Source organism: Porcipelethomonas ammoniilytica (assembly GCF_025567485.1).
GTDB lineage: Bacteria > Bacillota > Clostridia > Oscillospirales > Ruminococcaceae > Porcipelethomonas > Porcipelethomonas ammoniilytica.
The window spans coordinates 1-23,537 of the sequence record NZ_JAOQKH010000015.1 but is presented as its reverse complement, the minus strand read 5'-3'; the positions used below and the strand labels follow the sequence as shown (position 1 = coordinate 23,537).

The 23,537-nt window shown below is 37.9% G+C and carries 20 protein-coding genes and 1 riboswitch; of the genes, 4 read left to right on the top strand and 16 right to left on the bottom strand.

Annotated elements, in window-relative coordinates:
• Positions 1 to 13: 13 nt before the first annotated feature.
• The 6 genes from OCV67_RS10375 to OCV67_RS10350 form a co-directional block, all read right to left on the bottom strand.
• Positions 14 to 421, bottom strand: a complete 408-nt coding sequence (locus OCV67_RS10375; RefSeq protein ID WP_147643915.1) for a Mini-ribonuclease 3 — start codon at positions 419 to 421, stop codon at positions 14 to 16.
• Positions 422 to 427: 6 nt separating this feature from the next.
• On the bottom strand, positions 428 to 1,705 hold the full coding sequence (gene obgE / locus OCV67_RS10370; protein WP_147643914.1) for a GTPase ObgE: 1,278 nt from the start codon (positions 1,703 to 1,705) through the stop codon (positions 428 to 430).
• Between the two features lie 88 nt (positions 1,706 to 1,793).
• A complete protein-coding gene (gene rpmA, locus OCV67_RS10365; protein ID WP_147643913.1) occupies positions 1,794 to 2,075 on the bottom strand; it encodes a 50S ribosomal protein L27 in 282 nt (93 codons plus the stop codon).
• A gap of 3 nt (positions 2,076 to 2,078) precedes the next feature.
• Entirely contained in the window at positions 2,079 to 2,396 is a 318-nt protein-coding gene (locus OCV67_RS10360) for a ribosomal-processing cysteine protease Prp (RefSeq protein WP_147643912.1), read from the bottom strand.
• Between the two features lie 3 nt (positions 2,397 to 2,399).
• Positions 2,400 to 2,711, bottom strand: a complete 312-nt coding sequence (gene rplU, locus OCV67_RS10355) for a 50S ribosomal protein L21 (protein ID WP_147643911.1) — start codon at positions 2,709 to 2,711, stop codon at positions 2,400 to 2,402.
• A gap of 126 nt (positions 2,712 to 2,837) precedes the next feature.
• Positions 2,838 to 4,145 carry a leucine-rich repeat protein gene (locus OCV67_RS10350; protein ID WP_178085098.1) on the bottom strand — a complete coding sequence of 436 codons (1,308 nt, stop codon included), beginning with the start codon at positions 4,143 to 4,145 and terminating at the stop codon, positions 2,838 to 2,840.
• A gap of 303 nt (positions 4,146 to 4,448) precedes the next feature.
• On the opposite strand from OCV67_RS10350, the gene OCV67_RS10345 reads away from it, so the two are divergent.
• Both OCV67_RS10345 and OCV67_RS10340 read left to right on the top strand, forming a co-directional pair.
• Positions 4,449 to 7,022, top strand: a complete 2,574-nt coding sequence (locus OCV67_RS10345; RefSeq protein WP_147643909.1) for a cation-translocating P-type ATPase — start codon at positions 4,449 to 4,451, stop codon at positions 7,020 to 7,022.
• A 97-nt stretch (positions 7,023 to 7,119) separates the two neighbouring features.
• Positions 7,120 to 7,446, top strand: coding sequence for a DUF1294 domain-containing protein (locus tag OCV67_RS10340; protein WP_317235033.1), 327 nt, complete (start codon positions 7,120 to 7,122; stop codon positions 7,444 to 7,446).
• A gap of 30 nt (positions 7,447 to 7,476) precedes the next feature.
• Here the strand turns inward: OCV67_RS10340 and OCV67_RS10335 are convergent, their stop codons facing one another.
• From OCV67_RS10335 to OCV67_RS10320, 4 genes are all read right to left on the bottom strand, one after another.
• Positions 7,477 to 8,562 (bottom strand): SGNH/GDSL hydrolase family protein, encoded by a 1,086-nt coding sequence (locus tag OCV67_RS10335; protein ID WP_147643908.1) that lies wholly within the window; start codon positions 8,560 to 8,562, stop codon positions 7,477 to 7,479.
• Positions 8,563 to 8,631: 69 nt separating this feature from the next.
• Positions 8,632 to 9,819, bottom strand: a complete 1,188-nt coding sequence (gene metK / locus OCV67_RS10330) for a methionine adenosyltransferase (RefSeq protein WP_147643907.1) — start codon at positions 9,817 to 9,819, stop codon at positions 8,632 to 8,634.
• Between the two features lie 110 nt (positions 9,820 to 9,929).
• Positions 9,930 to 10,035: riboswitch (SAM riboswitch) on the bottom strand.
• Between the two features lie 99 nt (positions 10,036 to 10,134).
• The gene (locus OCV67_RS10325) at positions 10,135 to 12,462 is read right to left on the bottom strand and encodes a glycoside hydrolase family 9 protein (RefSeq protein WP_178085097.1); all 2,328 of its coding nucleotides are present in this window, start codon (positions 12,460 to 12,462) and stop codon (positions 10,135 to 10,137) included.
• A 173-nt stretch (positions 12,463 to 12,635) separates the two neighbouring features.
• Entirely contained in the window at positions 12,636 to 14,390 is a 1,755-nt protein-coding gene (locus OCV67_RS10320; RefSeq protein WP_147643905.1) for an ammonium transporter, read from the bottom strand.
• A gap of 456 nt (positions 14,391 to 14,846) precedes the next feature.
• Here OCV67_RS10320 and OCV67_RS10315 point away from each other — a divergent pair, with 456 nt between their 5' ends.
• Both OCV67_RS10315 and OCV67_RS10310 read left to right on the top strand, forming a co-directional pair.
• Entirely contained in the window at positions 14,847 to 16,136 is a 1,290-nt protein-coding gene (locus OCV67_RS10315; RefSeq protein WP_147643904.1) for a glutamine synthetase family protein, read from the top strand.
• Positions 16,137 to 16,151: 15 nt separating this feature from the next.
• Positions 16,152 to 16,721, top strand: a complete 570-nt coding sequence (locus OCV67_RS10310; protein ID WP_147643903.1) for an ANTAR domain-containing response regulator — start codon at positions 16,152 to 16,154, stop codon at positions 16,719 to 16,721.
• A 271-nt stretch (positions 16,722 to 16,992) separates the two neighbouring features.
• On the opposite strand, the gene OCV67_RS10305 is transcribed toward OCV67_RS10310, so the two are convergent.
• The 6 genes from OCV67_RS10305 to OCV67_RS10280 form a co-directional block, all read right to left on the bottom strand.
• Entirely contained in the window at positions 16,993 to 17,943 is a 951-nt protein-coding gene (locus OCV67_RS10305; protein WP_147643902.1) for a dockerin type I repeat-containing protein, read from the bottom strand.
• 121 nt (positions 17,944 to 18,064) lie between these two features.
• Positions 18,065 to 20,680 carry a cellulose binding domain-containing protein gene (locus tag OCV67_RS10300; RefSeq protein ID WP_147643901.1) on the bottom strand — a complete coding sequence of 872 codons (2,616 nt, stop codon included), beginning with the start codon at positions 20,678 to 20,680 and terminating at the stop codon, positions 18,065 to 18,067.
• A 969-nt stretch (positions 20,681 to 21,649) separates the two neighbouring features.
• Positions 21,650 to 22,747 carry a DNA adenine methylase gene (locus OCV67_RS10295; RefSeq protein ID WP_262644535.1) on the bottom strand — a complete coding sequence of 366 codons (1,098 nt, stop codon included), beginning with the start codon at positions 22,745 to 22,747 and terminating at the stop codon, positions 21,650 to 21,652.
• A gap of 81 nt (positions 22,748 to 22,828) precedes the next feature.
• Complete coding sequence (locus OCV67_RS10290; RefSeq protein ID WP_178085096.1) at positions 22,829 to 22,975, bottom strand: hypothetical protein; 147 nt, start codon at positions 22,973 to 22,975, stop codon at positions 22,829 to 22,831.
• 1 nt (position 22,976) lies between these two features.
• A complete protein-coding gene (locus OCV67_RS10285; protein ID WP_262644534.1) occupies positions 22,977 to 23,306 on the bottom strand; it encodes a hypothetical protein in 330 nt (109 codons plus the stop codon).
• A gap of 35 nt (positions 23,307 to 23,341) precedes the next feature.
• Positions 23,342 to 23,537 (bottom strand): hypothetical protein (locus OCV67_RS10280; protein ID WP_262644533.1); only part of this gene is annotated, 196 nt, incomplete at its 5' end.

Here is a 23,537-nt window from a genome sequence, read left to right as displayed (position 1 = left end):
CTAAATAAAGTTTCTATTTAATAACAAATTCTTCCATACCCCAAATAATCTGAAAAAGTTCATCAATACGTTCCTCTCTGCCGAGCAAATGAAGATATCCAAACAAGCATTCCAATGCGGTAGCACGTCTGTAATCAGCAGTACTGGAATGCTTAGGAACGGTATTTCCTGTAGCATTTCTACCCCGTTTTACTACTGCCGTTTCCTTTTCATCAAGAAGAGGCATTATTTTTTCTAGGGCTTTTGACTGATATTCCGCACAAACTCTGCAAACTTTAAGCGCATGCATTTTTGAAGCAGGCATATTTGCTGCAAATATGATTTTTTCCCTTACAAGCTGTTCATAAATACTGTCACCCAAAAATGCCAGCGCTAAGGGACTATATTGATTTACTTCTCTTTCAGTTAGTATTTTATTCATTTTTAATTACCTTACATAATCAAATTCAAATCCCAGAATATTAACCGTATCACCCTCATTAATTCCCATTTCCTCAAGTTTGTCTATAATTCCGCTTTTACGAAGAACCTGCTGGAAATATTGAAGAGATGAATAATCATCCATACTGATAGTACGCATTACAGGCTCAAGCCACTTTGCGTCGACATAGTAAATTCCGTCCTCAATTTCAATATCAAACTTAGTATGGGAAAGAGCTTTTTCTTCAATTTCAGCCTGAGTAATCGGCTCTGCCTCATAGGATTTGACCGGCGGCAGCTTTTCCAATTCAGCCGCAACCTCATTTATCAGCTCTTTTGTACCATGAGTTGTTGCAGCAGAAACAGCAAAAAATTTCATACCCTTTTGTTCTATATAATTTCTGATATGTTCAATCTGCTTTTCATCTGCCATATCGCATTTATTTGCGGCAACTATCTGCGGGCACTGTGCTAGCTCACTGCTGAAATTTTCAAGTTCAGAATTGATAATGTCGAAATCCTCAAGCGGATCTCTTCCCTCAACTCCTGATGCGTCCAAAACATGCACGATCAGTCTGCATCTTTCTACGTGCCTTAAAAATTCATGTCCCAGTCCCACACCATCGCTGGCTCCTTCTATAAGTCCGGGAATATCAGCCATTACAAAGGATTTTTCCTCGCTTACCTTAACTACCCCAAGAACCGGAGTGAGGGTAGTAAAATGATAATTGGCAATTTTAGGTTTTGCTGCGCTTACCGCAGATATAAGAGTGGATTTTCCTACATTTGGAAACCCTACAAGTCCCACATCTGCTATAAGTTTAAGCTCCAGAGTTACTTCAAATTCTTCTCCGGGGTAACCCGGCTTTGCAAATCTCGGAATTTGTCTGGTAGAAGTGGCAAAATTACAGTTTCCCCTGCCTCCTCTTCCGCCATGAGCAAGTATCTGAGGTTCGTCCGTAGAAATATCCGCCATAATTCGTCCGGTTTCAGCGTCCTTTATCACTGTTCCTCTGGGAACCTTGATTATTAAATCCGGAGCACTTTTTCCCGTACATCTTTTCGCTCCTCCGTTTTCACCGTTCTGAGCAACATATTTACGTTTATATCTGAAATCAATAAGAGATGAAAAATTGTCGTCTGCCACAAAAATCACATCTCCGCCTTTTCCGCCGTTTCCGCCGTCCGGACCGCCCGCAGCCACGTATTTTTCTCGATGAAATGATATTGCACCGTCTCCGCCGTTTCCTGCTTTAATTTTTATTTTCGCTTTATCAACAAACATATTTCACCTCATAAATTCCAGTCATTAATTTTATACAACAAAATCCCAAGCCAAGAAGCCCGGGATTTTAATGAACCGAAGTAACTGATTACTGTTCAGCGTAAACGCTTACCTTCTTACGGTCGCGTCCAACACGTTCAAATCTGACTCTGCCGTCAACTTTAGCAAATAAAGTATCGTCAGAACCGATACCTACGCCTTCGCCAGGGTGAATATGCGTACCTCTCTGGCGTACCAGAATATTACCTGCTACTACATACTGACCGTCTGCTCTCTTAACACCAAGTCTCTTGGATTCAGAATCACGTCCGTTTTTTGTAGAACCTGAACCTTTTTTATGAGCAAAGAACTGCATACTGATCTTAAGCATCTATTACACCTCCGAATATTTCATTTTAATCGTTCCGTTAAATTCCAATAATATCTGTTCAATCTGCAAAGCAAGACCCTTATAAATGCCCTGCAAAACATCATTACACGGAATATCAGTTTTTAAAGTAACCGTATCGTCGACCGCCGATACTTCCGCTTCAAATCTGAAAATTTCTGTTATCAGATTTGCCGTCATCATAACCGCAGAAGATACGCCGGCACATACAATATCTCTTCCGGATTCATCATATCCTGCATGTCCGCTTACTTTAAAACCGGTAATTTCGCCGTTTTTTCTGAAGAATTCAGCGACGATCATAAATTATGCCTTAATAGCTTCAATCTTAACCTGTGTATAAGGCTGTCTGTGACCCTGTTTCTTCTTTTCACCCTTCTTAGGCTTGTAAGTAAAAACAGTAATTTTCTTAGCCTTACCGTTCTTTAAAACCTTAGCTTCAACAACAGCGTTTTCAACATATGGAGCACCAACTGTAAGACCATTATCTGTTCCTACTGCTACTACCTTGTCAAAATTTACTGACTGTTCTGCTTCAACGTTAAGCTTTTCGATAAAAAGAGTATCTCCCTCTTTAACCTGATACTGCTTACCGCCTGTTTCAATAACTGCGTACATTTTCCGGCACCTGCCTTTTCTATAAAACTCGCTGAGTTACGGTGTTATAAAAACATAACTTCAAAACCGTACACATGCGGCTAAAAGTTATTTTATCACATTTTTACAAATTTGTCAATAGTTTTTTTAATTTTTCAGACTTTGTTCTGCAAGATACTTTGCAATCATTGCTGCGTCATAAGCGGTTACTTTACCGTCACCTGTAAAGTCTGCATATGCAGGCAATGTATGACCCTTCTGCTCTGCAAGATTTTTCGCTATAAATGCGGCGTCACCGGCTGTAAGCTTACCGTCACTGTTAGCGTCACCATAAATAAAGGCAGAAAAAGGATATTCATATTTTTGTGCATAAGCATGAGCTGTAGAATTTTCATAGCCGTAAATAATACCGTCGAATTGTCTATATGCATTCTCAAAAGCCAGATTACTGCATATAGTACCAAAGCTATCATCAATTTCACATTGAGGATTCTGAATAAATATTTTTTTAAGGTTTTTGCAGTTTCTGAAAGCCATTTCATCTATTTTTACAATATTGTTTGGAAGCACTATACTTTCGATAAACGAACTGTTAAACGCAGACCTACTTATAGTTGTAACGCCTGCTGGTATTTCAATTGTTTTTATACCGCTGCTGCTAAATGCACTTTCTTCTATTGATGTAAGTTTTTCAGGAAGAATAATACTTTTAAGATTTTCACATTCTTCAAAGGCGTCCCTACCTACTGTAGTTACACTTGAAGGAATTATATACGAAGTTTGTGTTTTAGCTTTAGGATACTGTATTATCTTCGTCTTATCCTTGTTGTAAAGTACTCCGTTAATATCTGTAAAATACGCATTATTGGATTTTACTTTTATTTCAGTTAATGAATCACACCATTCAAAAGCGCCGAATCCGATACTATTAACACTTGAAGGAATGATTACGGTTTTCAGACTGTCACAATCGCAAAATGCCTGAATTCCAATTGTCTCCAGTCCCTCCGGTAAATTGATACTTTTTAGAGAAGAACATGCTGTAAAGCCGTCAATATCTTTCATAGAGCTAGGTATAAACGCATATTCCAAACTCTCGCAAGAAACAAAAGCTTTAGTCGATACAGATGTTACACCCTCATGAATTATTACTCTGGTTATCTTACCGCTATTTTTGTAATCCTTCCATGGCACTGTATTTGTAAACCAATCAGCCATTTCGCCTTGACCGCTTATTGTTAAAACACCTTCGGAGTTCAACTTATACATAAGATTATCGCCGTATGCTCCGCACTCTCCTGACGCTATAATGTCAGCTGTACCCGACACAGATAAATCACTTGATTTATTTGTCATATCTTCAGTTACTGCTAAAACTGTAGGCTGAACACCGACAATACTTGAAATGCATATCACAGACGCTAAAAGATTTATAATTTTTTTATTCATTTTCATATCGTTCGCTATTCCTTTATAATAATATTTATATTTTACCATACACTAAACTTAATGTCAAATAAAAATACATAAATATTTAATTTTGCTCTTGACAAACTGTCAATTATAATATATAATTGTACTCAAATAAAAGGGAGTAGCCGGCAGGATTTCCTGTTTATGTCTGCGTCAGTACGACTGCTTTACCAGTCCGTAGCATATCTAAACGGCAAGACTTTTGTTGAAATCAGTTATTAACGTATTTAATAGTTGATTTCGGCAAAAGTCTTTTTTATTTCCCTAAAAAATAAGGAGAAAAAAATGAAAGAAAATTATCAGAAATCTAAAGCCACATTGCTTGCTGAACTGAGTTCTTCTGAAACCGGACTGAGTTCAGCACAAGCAAACAAAAATCAGGAAAAATACGGCAAAAATGAACTAATTGAAGAAAAATCAAAAAGTATTTTTATGATTTTTCTGGAACAGTTTAAAGACTTTTTAGTTATTATACTTATTGCCGCCGCAGTTGTTTCAGCAATACTCGGAGATGTTGAAAGTACTGTTGTAATAATTGCGGTAATTACTCTTAATGCCATTCTCGGCACAGTACAGACAGTCAAAGCGGCAAAATCTCTAAACAGTCTGAAAAAGCTTTCTGCTCCCAGTGCAAAGGTATTACGTGACGGAAATACTGTTATCATTCCTTCAGAACAGGTAACTATCGGAGATATTGTATTACTGGAAGCCGGCGACTATATATGTGCTGACGGGCGTATTATTGAAAATGCCAGTCTTAAAGTAAACGAAAGCGCACTGACTGGCGAAAGTCTGAACGTTGAAAAATCCGATGAAACATTTGATCATGATCTTCCTCTTGCCGACAGAATAAATATGGTGTATTCCGGAAGTTTTGTTACGTACGGACGAGGAAAATTTCTCGTTACCGATATCGGTATGAATACTGAAGTCGGAAAAATTGCAGGACTTATCAACAGTGCAAAGGAAAGAAAAACTCCCCTTCAAGCAAATCTTGACAGCTTCGGAAAAAAGCTTTCTATAGGAATTCTTATTATCTGCGCACTGGTTTTCGGACTTAATGTTTTCCGTGGCGAAGATATAATGAATTCGTTCTTGTTTGCCGTAGCTCTGGCCGTTGCCGCTATTCCGGAAGCTTTAAGCTCAATCGTTACAATTGTACTGTCTTTTGGTACTCAAAAGATGTCAAAAGAAAATGCTATAATACGAAAGCTTCATGCTGTTGAAGGTCTTGGCAGCGTTTCTGTAATATGTTCTGACAAAACAGGTACGCTGACTCAAAATAAAATGACCGTAAAAAAATTCTATGTAGATAACGAAATAATTGACTGTGAAAACGGTAACTTTGATATCAATCATCAAAAAAGACTTCTTCTTTCAAGCATTCTTTGTAACGACGCTGTCTGTAAGGACGGAAAAGAAATCGGCGATCCCACAGAAACAGCGTTAGTCAATTTCGGGTTAAAGTATAATTTCAATTTTAAATATATCCGTGAAAAATATCCCCGTATTACAGAAATTCCATTTGATTCAGACAGAAAGATTATGTCTACAGTTCACAATGTAAACGGCGTCCTTACAATGATCACAAAAGGTGCGGCAGACATTCTGCTTGACCGAATGAATCTTACTGATCCAGAAAAATCTGCCATTTCTGAGATAACTGCTCAACTTTCAGCTCAAGGACTGAGACTTCTGGCATTTGCATATAAAGAAATAGAAAGTGCAGATATCTCTGTTAAAGATGAATCCGGTCTTACTTTCATGGGAATTATTGCAATGATGGATCCGCCCAGAGAAGAATCTAAAGCAGCAGTAGCCGAGTGTATCAGCGCTGGAATAAAACCCGTTATGATAACCGGAGACCATAAGGTAACAGCCGCTGCTATCGCAAAAGAAATCGGTATATTAAAAGACTATTCCGAAGCGGCAGAGGGCAGTGAAATTGACAATATTACCGATGAGCAGTTAAAGGAATATGTTCCGACAAAATCTGTCTATGCAAGAGTTTCTCCGGAGCATAAAATCAGAATAGTCAAAGCATGGCAGGAAAGAGGAAACATTGTTGCCATGACAGGAGACGGCGTAAACGACGCTCCGGCGTTGAAACAGGCTGACATAGGCGTCGCAATGGGCATTACGGGTACAGAGGTTTCCAAGGACGCCGCTTCAATGGTCTTAGCTGATGATAATTTTGCAACAATTGTTAAAGCAGTAAATAACGGACGTAATATTTATGCCAATATAAAACGTTCCATTCAATTTCTTCTCTCCGGAAATACGGCGGGGATACTTGTAGTACTTTTCGCCTCAATTTTTGCGCTTCCTGTACCTTTTGCCGCCGTTCATCTTTTATTTATCAATTTGCTGACCGATTCACTTCCGGCAATCGCTCTCGGTCTTGAACCTCATACCAATGATGTAATGAAAGAAAAGCCACGTCCTATCAACGAATCCATTCTTACAAAATCATTTATTCTGAGTGTAATGTCAGAAGGACTTATTATTGCAGCGGCTTCTGCTGCATGTTTCCTTTTCGGACTGCAAACAAGTCCTGCCGTAGGAAGTACTATGGCCTTTGCGAGTATATGTCTTTCACGTTTGATTCATGGTTTCAACTGCAAATCTGATAACCCTGTTTTATTTACCAAAAAGTTTTTCAACAATAAATTTATTTTCGGAGCTTTCGGAATCGGTGTTTTACTGCTGGCTTTAGTATTGTTTGTACCGGCAGTTTCTACAATATTTAAAGCTGAACCTTTAAATATTGTACAGATTATAATGATTGCAGCCACATCAATTGGCACATTGATTTTAATTCAGCTTATTAAGTTTATTAAAAAATCAGTTAAGAAGTAATCTGTCTATTGAATCATGGCTATATGTATGTTATAATTAGCTTAGGGGCAGAGCGGAAATATACTGCTCTGCCCAAACAGTTTGAAAGGATACAAAATTGAATACTTTATTTAAAATTGCTGAATTTATCGGTAACGGCTTTATGAGGTTTCCGTTAATACTTATTTTGTATTTTATACTAATTAATATTATATCAATATCTATGTTTTATATTGATAAGCAGCGTGCTATAAAGCACCAATGGAGAATTTCAGAATCTGCACTTCTTTTATCTGCCTTTATTGGAGGAAGCTTCGGTGCAGCAGCCGGTATGAAAATTTTCAGACATAAAACCAAACATCCTAAGTTTTACATACTGGTTCCGGCATTACTGATTGTTCATATTCTGATTATTATTAACGGAATTATTTGTATATTAAAATAAGAATCCTCCAAAAGGGAGGATTCTTATTTTTTATTCGTTTAATATCAGCAAACGTTTCAGCTGAATACTGTCAAATATATTCAGCATGTTATTATTGTCCATATCTGCATAGTAAGTCTGTTCCGGAAGAATACCGCCTTTTTTCAGCAGATATTTCTGTAAAACAATCATATCAGAAACATTAATCTCACCGTCAGTATTTACATCGCCTTTTTTATACTTATCAGCCGATGTTGTTTCCTCAGTTGTAGTTTCAGGCTCAGTACTCAAATAATCATCCACAAGATTTGACCAGTAAGTTCCCATTTTTTGATAGCCTGTCTCATTAGGGTGAATACCATCCTGCAAATCAGTTGACGGATCAATAACACTGTTGATATCTGCAAATTTTATGGGTTTTCCCTGCGTCTGCATTTCCGTTACCATCTGCTTTATCTGATCATTGTAACTGTCTACATATCCATGAACAATCTTTGCAAAGTCCTCCTGAGAATTATCGGATTTAACCTCCCCGTATGACCAGAACCAATCATAAACCATTAAAACGTCCATATACGGAATAGTAGAAACAAAAACAACGTCATCAGAATCATTCATATCTTCAAGTATAACGTTTACAAGATTTTCAAGACGGTCTATTATACCTTCATTATAATTGCTTAAAATATCGTTTGTTCCGATTTGCAGCAAAACAATATCCGGATCGCATTTTTTTATCATATCAGTACTCTGCACTGTTTCCAACAGTCCTTGTCTTGTTTCAGTACCGGTCATATACTGAATTGCATATCCGCTGTAGCCGGAATGGTCTCCGTCATACTCAAAGGTCACCCCGTTACTGTCAGTATATGAGGGATTCCAGCCGCTGTAATCCTTTGCGCCGACCATATCAATGTCATGACCCATTTCAGTCATATTGTGATAAAAATATTTGCGATATCCGTCGGTCCCGAAATAACCGTCTGTTATGGAATCGCCCAACGCCATAATTTTTACCGGCTCCTCCGCCGCAGATACTCTTACAGGATTATCGCTTCTATTCTGACCAATACATAACACCGCCGTAAAGGAAACCGCAGCAGTCAAAATTCCGCTGAACATTTTTCTTAACTGCATTTTTATTCCTCCTTTTTATAATCATAAATAAAGCCCGTATTAACGGGCTTTATCAACATTTACTAAAAATTATAGTTCCGCCAAAGCCTCTTTTATTGCGTCAACTTTATCAGTTTTTTCCCATACAACGCCTAAATCTTCACGTCCCATATGACCGTAAGCGGCAAGCTTTCTATACTGAGGCTTTCTTAAATCAAGCATCTTGATGATTGCGGCAGGACGAAGATCGAACACCTTGTCAACAGCAGCTGAAAGCTTCTCTTCGTCAACCTTTCCCGTACCGAATGTGTCAATAAGTATGGAAACAGGTTTGGCAACTCCTATTGCATATGCCAGCTGAACTTCACACTTATCTGCAAGTCCGGCAGCAACAACATTCTTGGCAATATATCTCGCCGCATATGCCGCAGATCTGTCAACCTTTGTAGGATCCTTACCTGAAAATGCTCCGCCGCCGTGACGGGAATAACCGCCGTAAGTATCAACTATAATTTTTCTTCCTGTAAGACCGCTGTCGCCCTGAGGACCGCCAATTACAAAACGACCTGTAGGGTTAATATAATATTTAGTATTTTCGTCAATCAGCTCTGCCGGAACAACAGGTTTGATTACATATTCAATAATATCTTTCTTTATCTGATCAAGTGTGATTTCCGGAGCATGCTGTGATGAAACTACAATAGTTTCAATTCTTACCGGCTTATCATCATCATATTCAACAGTAACCTGCGTTTTTCCGTCAGGACGAAGGTAACGCAAGGTACCGTCCTTTCTTACTTCGGTAAGCTTCAGCGCAAGCTTATGAGCCATAGAAATCGGCATAGGCATAAGCTCCGGAGTTTCATTGCAGGCATATCCGAACATAAGTCCCTGATCGCCGGCGCCTGTTGAATTATCGTCCGACATATCGCCTTCCTTTGATTCAAGCGCCTCGTTCACACCCATTGCAATATCGCCCGACTGCTCGTCGATTGTTGTAATCACTGAACATGTATAGCCATCAAATCCATACTTAGCCCGATCATATCCGATATCAACAATAACCTCTCTTACAATTTTCGGAATATCAGCATAAGCTTTAGTGCTTATTTCGCCCATGCACATTACCATACCTGTTGTGCAGACAGTTTCACAAGCTACTCTCGAATTAGGATCCTGCTCCAGAAGGGCATCCAGAATTGCATCAGATACCTGATCGCAGATTTTATCAGGATGTCCTTCAGTAACTGATTCAGATGTAAAAAATTTTTTTGCCATTTCTTTTCGCTGCCATTTGGCAGCCTCCTTTCAAAATTTCAAGAAAAATTCACCCTGTATAAAAGAAAAAGTGTCCGAATCATATCCGGACACTGTGATTTTTATTAAAATCCTCATCTCTCGGATAAACCGCAGGAATTAGCACCTTTCTTGATTATATCACAATTAGGTTGCCGGGCTTCACAGGACCTGTTCCTCCACCGCTCTTGATAAGGCGAATTTATTTCTTGTCTATATTATACACTTATGCTCTTATTTTGTCAATACCTATAAATATAAATTTAAAACCTGGTTATTTTGCGGTCTGTATTTTAATTATTTTCCAATTTGACTTTCATTAATTAATCCCAAAGCGCAATTTATTATCACAAATGAATCCTTGGTTGTAATTTCACCGTCACGGTCACAATCCGCATTTTCCATAGCAGTTGCATTTTTCATCGGATATTCAACTTGACTCAACAGGTATTTATTAATAACAACTATATCAGCCGAATCTACATAACCGTCCTGATTAACATCACCGTACTTTACCTTATCCCAGTCAATGTCGCCGTAATCCGGCGTCGTTGCAGCAGTAGTAGTACCAGCCGTTATCTTAGTTGAAACAGTTGAAGACACCGTGGTTTTTCTGGTAGTAACCGCAGTTGAAGCAGTAGTAACCGCTTGACTTTCAGAAGTATAAATACATGTTATTGAATCAACATTTATATTTGACTGTTCTCCCCACCAGTATCCTATCTGGAAAATACCTCCATCGTATTGAATATCATTCTTAATTGAAGAAACATCAAATTCTATTGTACCCGACGAACCGCTGAAATTCTGAATTCCGTTTAAATCAAGCCAATTATTAGTATTGTTAGTCACTGAAATTCCGCCGCCGATAGACGGAGAACCAATATTACCGTTAGCAGAAAGCTTTATAATAAATTTTTCTGCTTTTGCTCCGCTTGGTACTAAATCAGAAATATTTACTTTATACATCTTATTATTGTCACTGGAATAATTAAGCGAGGTATTTACATTAACAACCTTTGTTCCGCTATCAGCCCCGCCTGTTGCAGAAGTACTGGTAACAACAGACTTTGATGTAGTTGTAATTTCTTGTGTCACTTTTGATGAAGTTGAAGATGACGAAGAACTGGTTGAAGCTGATGTTATAATTGGTTTTGTAACAACTGGAGTTGTTGTAACTGCCGGTGTAGTAACTACAGGGGTTGATCCGGAAACACCTGGAATACTTGAATCCACAGACTGTCCTGAACCATATTTCAGATAAAGTCCTGCCAAAGCACCCACAAACCCGGCATTGTAGTCAACAGATACTTCTGTATAGTGGTATTCATCAGTAACATCGTAATAATTTCCGTCTCTGTCAGGGCCGCCTACAAGAGCGCCTACAAGCACATATGCATGTTCTTTTCCCTTATTTTCTGACGGAAAATTAGTAAAGCCTGTTGCTGCTCTATGGTGCGGATGCTTTACTGAATTACTGCTATAACCTACCATATAACAATTTCCAAGTTTATTGTTTCCGAAAAGATACTCCATCTGACCTTTCGCCCATGTCGTATAAGAATTTGAATTATTATATTTATCATATACCAGACATATAAGCTGCTCAGCTGTATTATATCTTGCCGATCCCCAATTATCGTGACAAGCATAGCCCTCGGAATTAGCTTTTCCCTTAAGTACGTCAATATTTTCAGCCACCCTGTTCCACTCGTTTGCATATATCGCATTCACAGCAGGCCACACACTGTCCCAACATAGCGGCTGCTGAGTTGTATACGCCCAGTTAGACTGACTGATCCAATTTGCACAATCGGTTTTATATGAAGAAGTTCCTGTTGCCTTATATAGAATAATTGAAGCCAGTGCCAGATCGTCCAGATAGCATGTGCCTTGATAAAACGGAGCGGAATTATGGTTTCCCTTATTATTTGTCTTTGCAAACTCATAAAGAGCCTTTGCATAATAAAGATCTTCTTCATTTTTAAAATTCAGGTAATTCATAGCAAGCGCAGCTGCTGTTTCTGCAACTACATCGGTACATGGATTACTTGAATCAGCAAAATATGCAGGTCTTGCAAGAGTCTGACTTTCAGGTGATTTCCATTCGTCATGATCAGTATTACCATCGCCAACTTGATAACAGAAAGCCTTAACAGAAGTTCCGTTAAATACCGTACATCTCTTGAAATAATCACAGAAATAATCCGTTATTGTTTTGAGGTGATTCGCCTGACCTGTCTGGGTATATGCGTCTTTAAATTCATAATACCCCCAACCAAGCATAGTGGCAGAATATGCTGCCGGCAGACCGAATTTTGCATGATCGCCTGCGTCATGATAACCGCCGCTTAAATCCATTGTTCCGTACGGCGTTGAAACCTTAGAATCATAAGTATGACAGTCGTCACGCCAGTCTAGCTGTGATTTTTCTCCCACCTCAGATCCGCACATATTAGCGTCATAAAGATAAAGCGAATACTGCAAAGCCTTGGCATAGTTAATACTTTCCGCAGCGTCGGCAGAATCTTCCGACAAGGCGCCCGGCGAAACCAAAGCAGCCGCCAGTACCGATATACTGACTGCTGCAGCTTTAATTTTGTTCAATATACCTGAACTCTTCATAAATATCCTTCCTCTCTTAACAGTAAAAATATATAAAAAAATACACATTGCAATAATTATATTATACAATATTCACGATTTTATTTTATTGCTTTTTTATTAACATTTTATTAACATTTTATTAACAATATCATAAATAAAAAATCCCTTGAAAATCAAGGGATTTTTTATATTTAAAATGATTCTTCATCTTCTCCTTGAAGGGCATCAAAACCAACTTCACCTGTTCTAACCTTTACAACATTTTCTACGTCAAAGATAAAGATCTTACCGTCGCCGATATTACCGGTATATAAAGCTTGTTTAGCGGTATTAACGACCGTATCAACTGGTACTTTGGAAACAACAACTTCAACCTTTGTTTTAGGAAGCAGCTGAACTTCATCACGTTCAACACCACGGTAATATGTCTTTTGACCCTTCTGAGTACCATATCCCATAACGTTAGTTACTGTAATGCCTTTTACGCCTATAGAACTGAGAGATGATTTAAGCGTTTCAAGTTTTTCCGGTTTGCAGATAATTGATAGCTTTGTCAGCTTAGGCGTTCCGTCTGACGGAGCTGTAGATTTAGTTTCAACGGAAACCGGAACAGCCTGTGCCACAGGTACGACTCCGGCAGTATTTACCCCAGCCTTTGCACCCTGAGTCTGCATTTCTGTAACACTTTCAAACGACGGCATAAAGTCAGCATAGCTGGATGGAAGATTATGCTCTGTAGCATCAAGACCAATAATTTCTTCTCTCTTGGAAGCTCTGAGTCCGATTGTAGCTTTGATTGCAAGGAATGTAATTGTAATTGTAACGGCTGTCCATGCGCCGACTGCAAGAATACCTACAAGCTGTTTACCGAGAAGATCAAAACCTCCGCCATAGAATAAGCCTTTAAAAGGTTCGTCATATGTTGCATTTTCAGGAGCATTGCCTGTTGCAAAAAGACCTACGGCTATAGTACCCCAGATACCATTCATCATATGTACTGCTACAGCGCCGACAGGATCGTCTATATGCAGCTTATGATCAAGAAGCCATACGCCAAACGGAACAAGCAAACCGGAAACCACACCGATTGCTGTTGCACCTAAAGCGTCAACAACATCACAACCTGCTGTAACTCCGACAAGACCTGCAAGCGAAGCATTTAGACACATTGAAACGTCAGGCTTGCCGTATTTAAGCCATGTAAATATCATACAAACAAATGTTGCAACTGCGGGGGCAATTGTCGTTGTTACGAATATTGAACCAAGACCTTCTACAGTTTTTGCAGCAGCTCCGTTAAATCCGTACCATCCAAACCAAAGAATAAAACATCCTAATGCACCGAGTGTAAGAGAGTGTCCCGGAATTGCGTGAACTTTAGTAATTTTACCGTTTTTCTTTTCAAATTTACCAATACGAGGTCCGAGGATTTTAGCGCCAATCAATGCGGAAATACCGCCTACCATGTGAATTGCACATGAACCTGCAAAGTCATGGAATCCCCATTGAGACAGCCAGCCGCCGCCCCAGATCCAGTGAGCCTCAATCGGATAAATAAGAGCTGAAATAACACCTGAATAAACACAATATGAAATAAACTTTGTTCTTTCTGCCATAGCGCCTGAAACAATTGTAGCAGTTGTAGCACAGAACACAAGATTAAAAACAAAATTTGACCAGTCAAAATTCTGATAATTTGTAAAAATATCAAAGCCTGGTTTACCGATAAGACCCACTGCATCTTCACCGAAAAGCAAGCCAAAGCCTATTAAAATAAATACAACAGTTCCGATACAGAAATCCATAAGGTTTTTCATTATAATATTACCGGCATTTTTTGCTCTTGTAAAGCCGGTTTCCACCATTGCAAATCCGCACTGCATGAAAAATACCAGCGCAGCGCCGATTAAAAACCATACATTAAAAGTAGCATCCATATTAATCATCCTCCAAAATATGTATTTATTGACTGCTTTTCCGGAAAATAAAAAAAGGTACTGAAAAAGAAATTTTAACTTCTTTCTCAGCACCTTTGCTGTCTATGTTTTAAGTATATAACAAATATTTCAATTTGTCAAGCATTTTTTCAAAAAAAATATTTTTATTTCCGTCCTCAACACCCGCATATATATAATACTATATTTTTTTAAGAATTTTCTTGACATTTTAGTAAAAATATAGTATTATATTAAAAATAGAACAAAGGTGTTCATCAGTATTGCATCCAATTGAAACAGTACTAGTGAACGCCTTTATTCTGATTATTAAGTAAATAAAAATACTATGATTTTAATCTGTACTATTTACATCGGTTAAAAAATATCGTATAATAATAGGGATAGAATTGAAGCTATCCCTGCTTTATTTTTGTATATTAATATTTGAAAACGGAGTTTAGTGATATGAATTACACACCTAAAGAAATATTAAGCTTTGTAGAGGAAAACGACGTTAAATTTATCAGACTTACTTTTGCTGATATCCATGGTAATCTGAAAAATATCGCCATTATGCCTGACGAGCTTCCCTACGCTTTTGAACACGGCATTCCTTTTGACGCAACAACTCTTGCCGGATGCCATTCCGATCTTCTGCTTTTTCCGGATATATCTACTCTTTCTGTTCTTCCGTGGAGGCCCAAAACAGGTCGGGTTATACGTTTTTTCTGCAACATTAAATGTACTGACGGCTCTGATTATAAAGGCGACCTAAGAAATGAACTCAGCAGTTATATTGATAACTTAAAACGAAAAAATTATAGCTGCGAAATTGATACAAAATGCGAGTTTTATCTGTTCAATACAGACGAAAACGGAGAACCTACAAAAATTCCTCATGACAATGCAGGTTACCTTGATATCGCTCCGCTGGACAAGTGTGAAAACGTAAGACGTGAAATCTGTCTTTCTCTTGAAGAAATGGGATTTAATCCCCAAAGTTCACGGCATACCTACGGCGCAGGACAGAATGAAATCGATTTTAAAAGAAGTGATGCTTTGACATCTGCCGATAACATGGTATACTACAAAACTGTCGTTAAAAATGTTGCGGCACAAAACGGTCTGTTTGCAACTTTCATGCCTAAACCTCTGGAAAACCAGTTCGGAAGCGGACTGCATATAGGAATAGCTATAAAAAAGAACGGCGAACACATTTTTTCTCCTACTCCGGAAACCCAAACTGAGCTCGGCAGTCAGTTTGTTGCGGGAATTTTAAACAGAATAAGGGAAATAACATGTTTTCTTAATCCTATAACCAATTCTTATAAGCGTTTGGGAGAGCATTTTGCTCCAAAATATGTAAACTGGTCATTTGAAAACCGTTCACAGCTTATCAGAATTCCTTATACTGCCGGAAAACACCCAAGAATAGAAGTGCGTTCCGCAGACGCTTCATGCAATCCTTATATAGTATTCAAACTGCTTCTCGCAGCCGGATTTGAAGGCATTGAAAATAAAATGCCGTTAAGCGAAAAAACGTTTACATGCGGTTCTACTTCTAATTTTGACGAGCTTCCGGGAACCCTTGAAGAAGCTGTTGCCATTGCTGAAAAAAGCGATTTTGTTAAAAATAATCTGTCTGAAGAAATTTATGAAACAATGTTCTCACACTTATCATATACTCTTACAAAATATAATTTGGCAGATGATAAATCTAAATTTGAAGATGAATTTTATTTTAATTGTATTTAAAGGTTGTGGAATTTTATGGAAAGAGTGCTTTTGGCTTCAGGTTCAGATAAAGGCATAACATTATTATCACAGCTTTTGCGGGAATCAGGATACAATCAAATTACTAATACAAAAAGCGGAAACGACGCACGCCGCTGCATAAATCAAACCGAATATGAGCTTATTGTTATTAACACACCTCTTACTGATGAGTTCGGGCATGAATTTTCAATAAAGGCGGCAGAATGTTCAAATTCTGGCATCATACTTATTTGTAAATCGGATATTTCAGAAGATGTATCAGACAAACTCAGCTGTTATGGAGTATGCGTCGTTCCAAAACCGGTAAACAAAGTTGTTTTTCACCAGTCGGTAAGACTTGTTTCTGCAACACGTTCACGAATGCTGGGACTTCAGAATGAAAATTTTAAGCTACAGACCAAAATAGAAGAAATACGTCTTGTTAACAGAGCCAAATGCTGCTTGATCCAATACTTAAAATTTTCTGAACCACAGGCTCACAGATATATTGAAAAACAGGCTATGGATACCCGTCAGACCCGTAAGGAAGTTGCGCAGCGTATACTGTCTACTTATGAAACATAATAATATACTGCGGCATAATTATTAATACATCAATCTAGTAAAAGATAATAAGCATGAAACTTTGATGAATTCGCCGTTGGCAAATAATAATAAAAAAGCACGTCTCATGACGTGCTTTTTTTATAAAATCAATTTACTTATGTTGAACAGTATTTTTTAGTTTAAAAAGAATTCTGTCCTCTTTATTCAGTCAAAAGCTCTGCACTTCCTGTGATCACATTCTGACGTTTCATTGCTATAGTATTTGTTTTTGAGAATCAATGATTATTATTTATTGCTTTATCGACTGCTCTGCCAAATACTTTGCAATATCCGCTGCATCCTTGGCTGTAACCTGACCGTCCTGATTGAAATCCATAGCCGGATAAGCCTCAGCTGTTATCTTTTCACTGTTAATTGATGCTTCTGCAAGCTCTTTTGCGATAAATGCTGCATCGCTTGCTGCAAGCTTTCCGTCACCGTTCGCATCTCCTGTTATAATACCATCAATTCCTTCACCAAAAGAACTAAATAAGATCATTCCTGACGCATCGGAAGAATAGATAAATTCAATTCGATCCTCACTTAATACAATTGAATTTACTAATTTATTTTCTGAAAGAGTTGTCAACAGTTCCATTAAAGCATCTATCTTTTCCTGTTGGTTCATCGACTTAAATTTATCACTTTTCACAAGTTCGTCAATATCATTATCTACTACAGACATATCAATAAGATCCTGGTCAGAAAAAGGCGTAATCAAATCGATTGATATCTCATTAGAAACAAGTGAATCGCCACATCGAACACTATATGTATTATATACTATTTTACTGTTTTCTGTAGGTTTGGCATTATTACCTGTAACATCAACAGTAATTTTAATCGAATAAATGCCATCACCCTTGATATCATCACCATCCTGAGCATAATTTCCGCTGTCAACCAAATAACCTATCGGAACATCATTTTGATATAATACATACTCATCAGAATCAATAAGCGTTTCAAAATAGAAAATCACTTCATCACTGTCTTTTCCAACAAGAATTTCTTTTTTTGATGCACTCAAAACCCTTTCATCAACGTGTGGATCTGAAACGTATGAATCTGAGTTTGATACATTTTTTAATGAAGAATCATCTCCTGTTTCTAAAGCATGCACCGGGGTAATACCAATCAACGATAAAAGTAATGCTCCACTAACAAGAGCAGAATTAGTGACTTTACATATTTTTTTCATAAGTAATAACTTCCTTTCATTAGTTTTATATTTATAAAACAGAGTGATGCTTAAAAAGTCAACACTTATTTTAATTATATAATATTTTCTATCTAATTATGATATCTAAATAATAAAAATATTAGTTCAATCTAATATTATCTAAAACAGTTGCGGTATCATAAATGGAATCTCCGACATCATATACCAAAAAGCGAACTTGAATAATTTTATTCTGATAGTTAGAAATATCTATTGTTTTAGTTGCCCAACCAGTATGATATACTGTATCATCTCCGCCATCAAAATTAATTCCACTTACGGAATACCAAGTTGACGTATTTACAGCTTCAATTATTTCACTAGAAAGTATGTTATCATTTTCATCAAGAATTTGAATCTCAAATTTATCATTATATATAGATCCGACCCATTCTTCAGGTTCTTCTGAAACAACATCATAATTAAAACTAAGTGTGGAATAGCTACCTACCTTTACAATCTGAGACATGGAACTACCTTGCGTTCCAGAAATATAACTTTCTTCCTTAGAGCCTATTCCTGTTGATAAGAAAGCCATTCTTGAGTCATAAGGAATAATATCATCACCTAATTTGGATAATACACGAACATCACCAGTACATTTCCAACTTAGCGGTGTAGAAACATATTTTTGGGTATATCCTTCAAAATCACCATTTTCAATATCTGTTCCTATTAGTATAGCATTAGGATCTCCACGTAACACCGGGTATGCTCCGCAATAACAATGTTCTCCATGTTCTGAAACAGACATATCAAGAGCTTCAGCTGAAGTAACTCCGGTCATCAATGCTTCAAAATAACTTCTCATGACATTTCTTGAGTATCCTGATTCAACATTATTACAATAACCTACAAATCCTTCTGCAGAAGCACCTAAAAATGCGTTGGCAAATGCTTCATTAATTTTTTCACCATGCCCCATGAGTGAACAGGAATTTCCAAAAATAAAACTACCATCTAAAGAGCCTTTATCATAATAATAGCTAAAAAATTCAGGCTTAATAAAATAGGTCTTGCCGTAATTATAGCTTTTAACTATTCTACCCTTTAATATATCGGTCTCATATTCTTGATCTTTCTCTGAATTTGCAATTTCATCTTCACCATTAAGACAAAAACGTTCAATTGTTCCGTGTCCGCTTAATGAAATAACTTGTTTATTAAGTAATGCGGTTTTCAAATCATTTACTGTAACAGTATCGTCATAATATACATTTAATCCCTGTTCAGTCCAATCAGAAACTAGAGATTCGTAATAATCAGTTCTAAATGGTGTATTTTCAAATGAATTTAATATTGCAACATTTACCTGACTCAATGGTTGAGTTGTATTTAAAAGGTTAACAGCATCTACACTTGGCATTATTGAATCAGTTAAATCAATACCGTCAGTTTCATCATCAAACTCTTCTAGTAGAATATCTCCAACTACATCTCTCGTATACTTAAAAGATAAGATGCTATTTTTTTCATCAATTTCAATTGAATCTTCAACTATCTTATTATTAATATCAAGTTCATTAAGAAGGTCTAACATTGATTCTTTTCTCTCATCAATGGTAGAAGATTGATAACTATTGTCATTAATAACAGCTGATATTGCATTGTCCACGTATGCCATATCAGACAATTCCTTTTCTGTAAATGGAATGATGAGGTCAACTGAAATCTCATTTGAAGCAAAATTATTATCAGATTTTGCATAATAAACATTAGATGAATCAATATCAGTATTTATATCTACATTATACTTTACAGAATAGATACCATCACCCTGAATATCATCACCATGTGCTGCATAATTACCATCATCATAGAATACTGCTACAGGAATATCATTTTCATACAATGTTATATTAGTATCTGTCTCAAGGGAATTAAGATAGAAATACACTTCACTGTTGTCTTTTCCTACCAGTATTTCTTTTACACTTGAAGTAAGATAATTATCTGCACTTGCAATTAAATTTTCATCTGCAACCACTTCCGTCAGTGAATAATCAGTAATTGTCGGTTCGCCGGATCTTACACCGTTAAATCCAAGAGAAACGCTTGAATTTGGATATACAGTTCCGGTATACGTACCTTTCAGCATATAGCTGTAAGGCTCAAGCTCTTTTACAGTTGCCGCCCAACTGTTGGTTATCTCTGTAATAGTAAAGTTAGTATCAACTGTCAGTTCCCACGACTCAATAGGTTTGTCAGTGTTATTCTGAATAATTATTTCACCATTAAATGAATCTCCCCAAGTTTGGTTTACCTTGAGTGAAACTTCGTAACCAGATTCTTTTTCTTCTCTTGTCTGACAAAGCGTAAAATTGTCCGGCACAGCTTCACAGTCATCAACCATATAGCAGAACGAAACTGACGAATCCGGATTAATATTCGCATTATATCCGCTGTTTCTAAAATATGTTGTTCCGGTAGAAGTCTGTGCTTCCTGAACATTGACAGTGTTGTGTACCTGTCCATTAGGTTCAAAATACAGCATCCAGTTTTCAATTGCACTGTCGCCGGTATTGGATAATGTTACTGAAACAACTTCCGTATTTCCCCATGCATTTGTAACGTCATACGAAACTTCATAACCGTCATATGTATATGTATGACTGGTTTCTTCATCTGCAAAAGCAGAAATCGGCATGGTAATAAAAGCATTGGCTGCCATAGCCACACCTACAAAAGTAGAAAATATCTTTTTGATTTTTAACATTTTCAACTTCCTCCTTATAAATTTTATTTAAATATTAGCATTCCATTTATCAATTATACATCATAATACTAATCTTCTTGATAAATGTAAAAGCCATATTTATATTTTAACACAAAATATGGAAAAAAGCAACTAATTTTGTTAATTTAATATTAAATAATATAAATTTAATTTCAACATTTATTCTAAATTCTGTATTTATAAAATTTGATCTTGCTTATATAATTCGTGATCTGGAACATGACTATTCTCCGCTTGCAATAGTTTCATAAGTTTCATTTTTTATTTTGTAATCACTTTTCCACAAGCTCTAACGCTTTTAATAAATCTCTTTTTCTAATTGCTTGCTATTGCCGATCTTAAAGTTATTTTAAGCGTACAGAACTGAATCAGCTTTATGATGATTTCACAAAGAAAAACGGATTATTAAATGATAAAACCAATAGAAACATTTTCCGTGAGGACGTTTCACTTCCCCTTGTTCTTTCACTGGAAAAGGTCAAGGACGGCAAGCTTATCGGTAAATCGGACATTTTTACAAAACGTACATTACAGCCTCCTGTAAGGATAACGCACGTTGATACCACCGCAGACGCTCTTGCCGTTTCCATTTCTGAAAAAGCAGACGTCAACCTTGATTTCATGTCCGAGCTTATGAACGGTAAAGAAAAAAGTGAAATAATTTCAGACCTTAAAGGCGTTATTTACTTAAATCCTGAAAGCATAGCATAAAGTTTGTTTAAGGGAGGCTACAGAATCACTCTCGGCAGCAGTGATACAATCGCTAAGCCCTTGAAAGTCCCTGTATTCATCCTCATCCATGAGGACTTGGGGATCGGCGGATTGAAACATAACGACCTAAACTCACATCCGGATCATTGTGGGGAGCCTCACACATAATCCATGCACTTGAAAGGATTTCAGAGAAATCTTTCTTGGATAAATGGGGAGCTGAATATTTGAGGAATGTCAGACCGTAGGCTTATTGACCATCATGTACAGCTCATAGGGATTTTCCGTATGGTCGATTGCTGAACTGACCGCCTTTCTCCATGCCTGCAGATTTTCCTCATCCTGCGTAATATCCACCGATTTGAAATTCTTGATGTCCTTTTCCGGCAAAACAACAATACCGGAGGAAGTGCATGGATGCTGCACAACGATTGGCGAGAATTTCGTTTCATAAACATCGGTCATGAGCAGCATCTTTGCAATGGATTTTACTTCTTCCATGTCTGTTTGTTTTTTCATAAGCGATTCCTTTGAGTGGATTCGCTTAAATCCGAACTGATTATAGTCCTGATACAATTTCCTGATTTCAGGACAGTCGTTATAGGAGACCAGCCACTTGCCTTTTGCTTCTGCAAGCGCACGGTGAAGCCGGACATGGTCATCCCATGTGAAGCCGCACTCATACACATATTCGCTGGTGAAGTACGGCGGATCACAGTAGGTAAAAGCGTCCGGTCGGTCATAGTGCCGGATCAGCACCTCGAAATCCTGATTTTCGATGATTGCATTCGCAAGCCTCTTTGCAAGCTGCTCAATCAGAGAAAACAGGCTTGCAATGTTGAAAGGCTGGCAGGCATAGGATTTTCCTCCGCTGGAATAGCTGTAGCGGACGAGCTTTAAGAACATCACCGCACGGCGCAAATCATAATCTTCTTTGGCCGTCTTATACAGCAGCCTGATTTCCGATGCCTTTGGCGCCGGGAGCAGGATGTTCGTCAGGTCAAGCTCCTGTTTCAAAAACTCATCGGTAAATTCCTGCTTCTCAAAAAAACGCTTGAGGACGAGAAAATCGTCTCTTGCGTTTAAATTGAGAAAGCCAAGCTCCCGGATGAATTCCATCGGCCGGTCACGCATACAGTGGAACAGATTGACAAGGTTTGCGTTATAATCGTTGTAAACTTCAAACTTGTCGGGAACAGCTTTGCCCAGCAGCACAGCGCCCGATACGCCGAAAGGCTCGATATACCGCCCGTAGCTCAGCGAAAACAAAGCGTATAAAATGTGAAGGATGGAAGTTTTGTTTCCCATCCAACTGACAGGGCTTTTGATAATCACCACCTCCTTTGGCGACATCAACCGCCCTGAAATAAAAAAAGGCCGATACCAATCGTTTTCAGGGCGATTGATACCAGCTTGTTAGATTTTGTCGTTCAGCTTTTGCTGAAGCCTTCTGATTTCCTGCTCATAGTTGTTTATTCGGTTAATCTGCACACAGCAGAGTACCGTTACTGCAATACAGCCGCCGATCAGAAGTCCTGCCAGCAGCCATGCAAGCTCACTCATCCTACATCACCATCCCTTCGTCTATATTTTCCGCCTCATCCTCTGTGAAATCGCTGAGACGATTGGGAACATAATCGGAAAGCCATGTGCCGCCGAATTGCTCATGAGAACCAAGCCGCCATATGGCAAGCCTGCCCATGTCAAGTTTGGCACTGTCGTTAAACGGGAAGAGGAGGTTTGTCAAACCTTCGTTTTCGAAAGCATAAATGTTTTCAAATTTCGTTCCGTTAAGCAGCAGTTTTTCCTCGGTAAACAGACTATTGATCTCGTCCAGCCATTCCTGCAAATCTCCGCCGCAGCCTTGCAGAACAAGTCCATCGCTGTCATTCATCCGGCGAAGATCCTTCGTAGTGATTTTTTTAATGCTCATAGCTGCATTCCTCCGAATTCCTGATTTTCATCGAGTTCCTCATCGGCAAATTCCTGCGGCGTCATCGTATAGCCTGTAAAGTTGGGATCAGTATCTTCCTCGAAAGGGATATATTGGACCATAGTCAATAAGTTGGACAGAAAAAGGCGAAAAGAAAAAAGATTAAAGTAAAGATTTTTCAAAATGAATGGG

What these genes read in the sequence shown, in the direction of transcription:
- OCV67_RS10375 (WP_147643915.1), bottom strand. Translation starts at nt 421, where the DNA reads ATGAATAAAATACTAACTGAAAGAGAAGTAAATCAATATAGTCCCTTA.
- obgE (WP_147643914.1), bottom strand. Translation starts at nt 1,705, where the DNA reads ATGTTTGTTGATAAAGCGAAAATAAAAATTAAAGCAGGAAACGGCGGA.
- rpmA (WP_147643913.1), bottom strand. Translation starts at nt 2,075, where the DNA reads ATGCTTAAGATCAGTATGCAGTTCTTTGCTCATAAAAAAGGTTCAGGT.
- OCV67_RS10360 (WP_147643912.1), bottom strand. Translation starts at nt 2,396, where the DNA reads ATGATCGTCGCTGAATTCTTCAGAAAAAACGGCGAAATTACCGGTTTT.
- rplU (WP_147643911.1), bottom strand. Translation starts at nt 2,711, where the DNA reads ATGTACGCAGTTATTGAAACAGGCGGTAAGCAGTATCAGGTTAAAGAG.
- OCV67_RS10350 (WP_178085098.1), bottom strand. Translation starts at nt 4,145, where the DNA reads ATGAAAATGAATAAAAAAATTATAAATCTTTTAGCGTCTGTGATATGC.
- OCV67_RS10345 (WP_147643909.1), top strand. Translation starts at nt 4,449, where the DNA reads ATGAAAGAAAATTATCAGAAATCTAAAGCCACATTGCTTGCTGAACTG.
- OCV67_RS10335 (WP_147643908.1), bottom strand. Translation starts at nt 8,562, where the DNA reads ATGCAGTTAAGAAAAATGTTCAGCGGAATTTTGACTGCTGCGGTTTCC.
- metK (WP_147643907.1), bottom strand. Translation starts at nt 9,819, where the DNA reads ATGGCAAAAAAATTTTTTACATCTGAATCAGTTACTGAAGGACATCCT.
- OCV67_RS10325 (WP_178085097.1), bottom strand. Translation starts at nt 12,462, where the DNA reads ATGAAGAGTTCAGGTATATTGAACAAAATTAAAGCTGCAGCAGTCAGT.
- OCV67_RS10320 (WP_147643905.1), bottom strand. Translation starts at nt 14,390, where the DNA reads ATGATTAATATGGATGCTACTTTTAATGTATGGTTTTTAATCGGCGCT.
- OCV67_RS10315 (WP_147643904.1), top strand. Translation starts at nt 14,847, where the DNA reads ATGAATTACACACCTAAAGAAATATTAAGCTTTGTAGAGGAAAACGAC.
- OCV67_RS10310 (WP_147643903.1), top strand. Translation starts at nt 16,152, where the DNA reads ATGGAAAGAGTGCTTTTGGCTTCAGGTTCAGATAAAGGCATAACATTA.
- OCV67_RS10305 (WP_147643902.1), bottom strand. Translation starts at nt 17,943, where the DNA reads ATGAAAAAAATATGTAAAGTCACTAATTCTGCTCTTGTTAGTGGAGCA.
- OCV67_RS10300 (WP_147643901.1), bottom strand. Translation starts at nt 20,680, where the DNA reads ATGTTAAAAATCAAAAAGATATTTTCTACTTTTGTAGGTGTGGCTATG.
- OCV67_RS10290 (WP_178085096.1), bottom strand. Translation starts at nt 22,975, where the DNA reads ATGAGTGAGCTTGCATGGCTGCTGGCAGGACTTCTGATCGGCGGCTGT.
- OCV67_RS10285 (WP_262644534.1), bottom strand. Translation starts at nt 23,306, where the DNA reads ATGAATGACAGCGATGGACTTGTTCTGCAAGGCTGCGGCGGAGATTTG.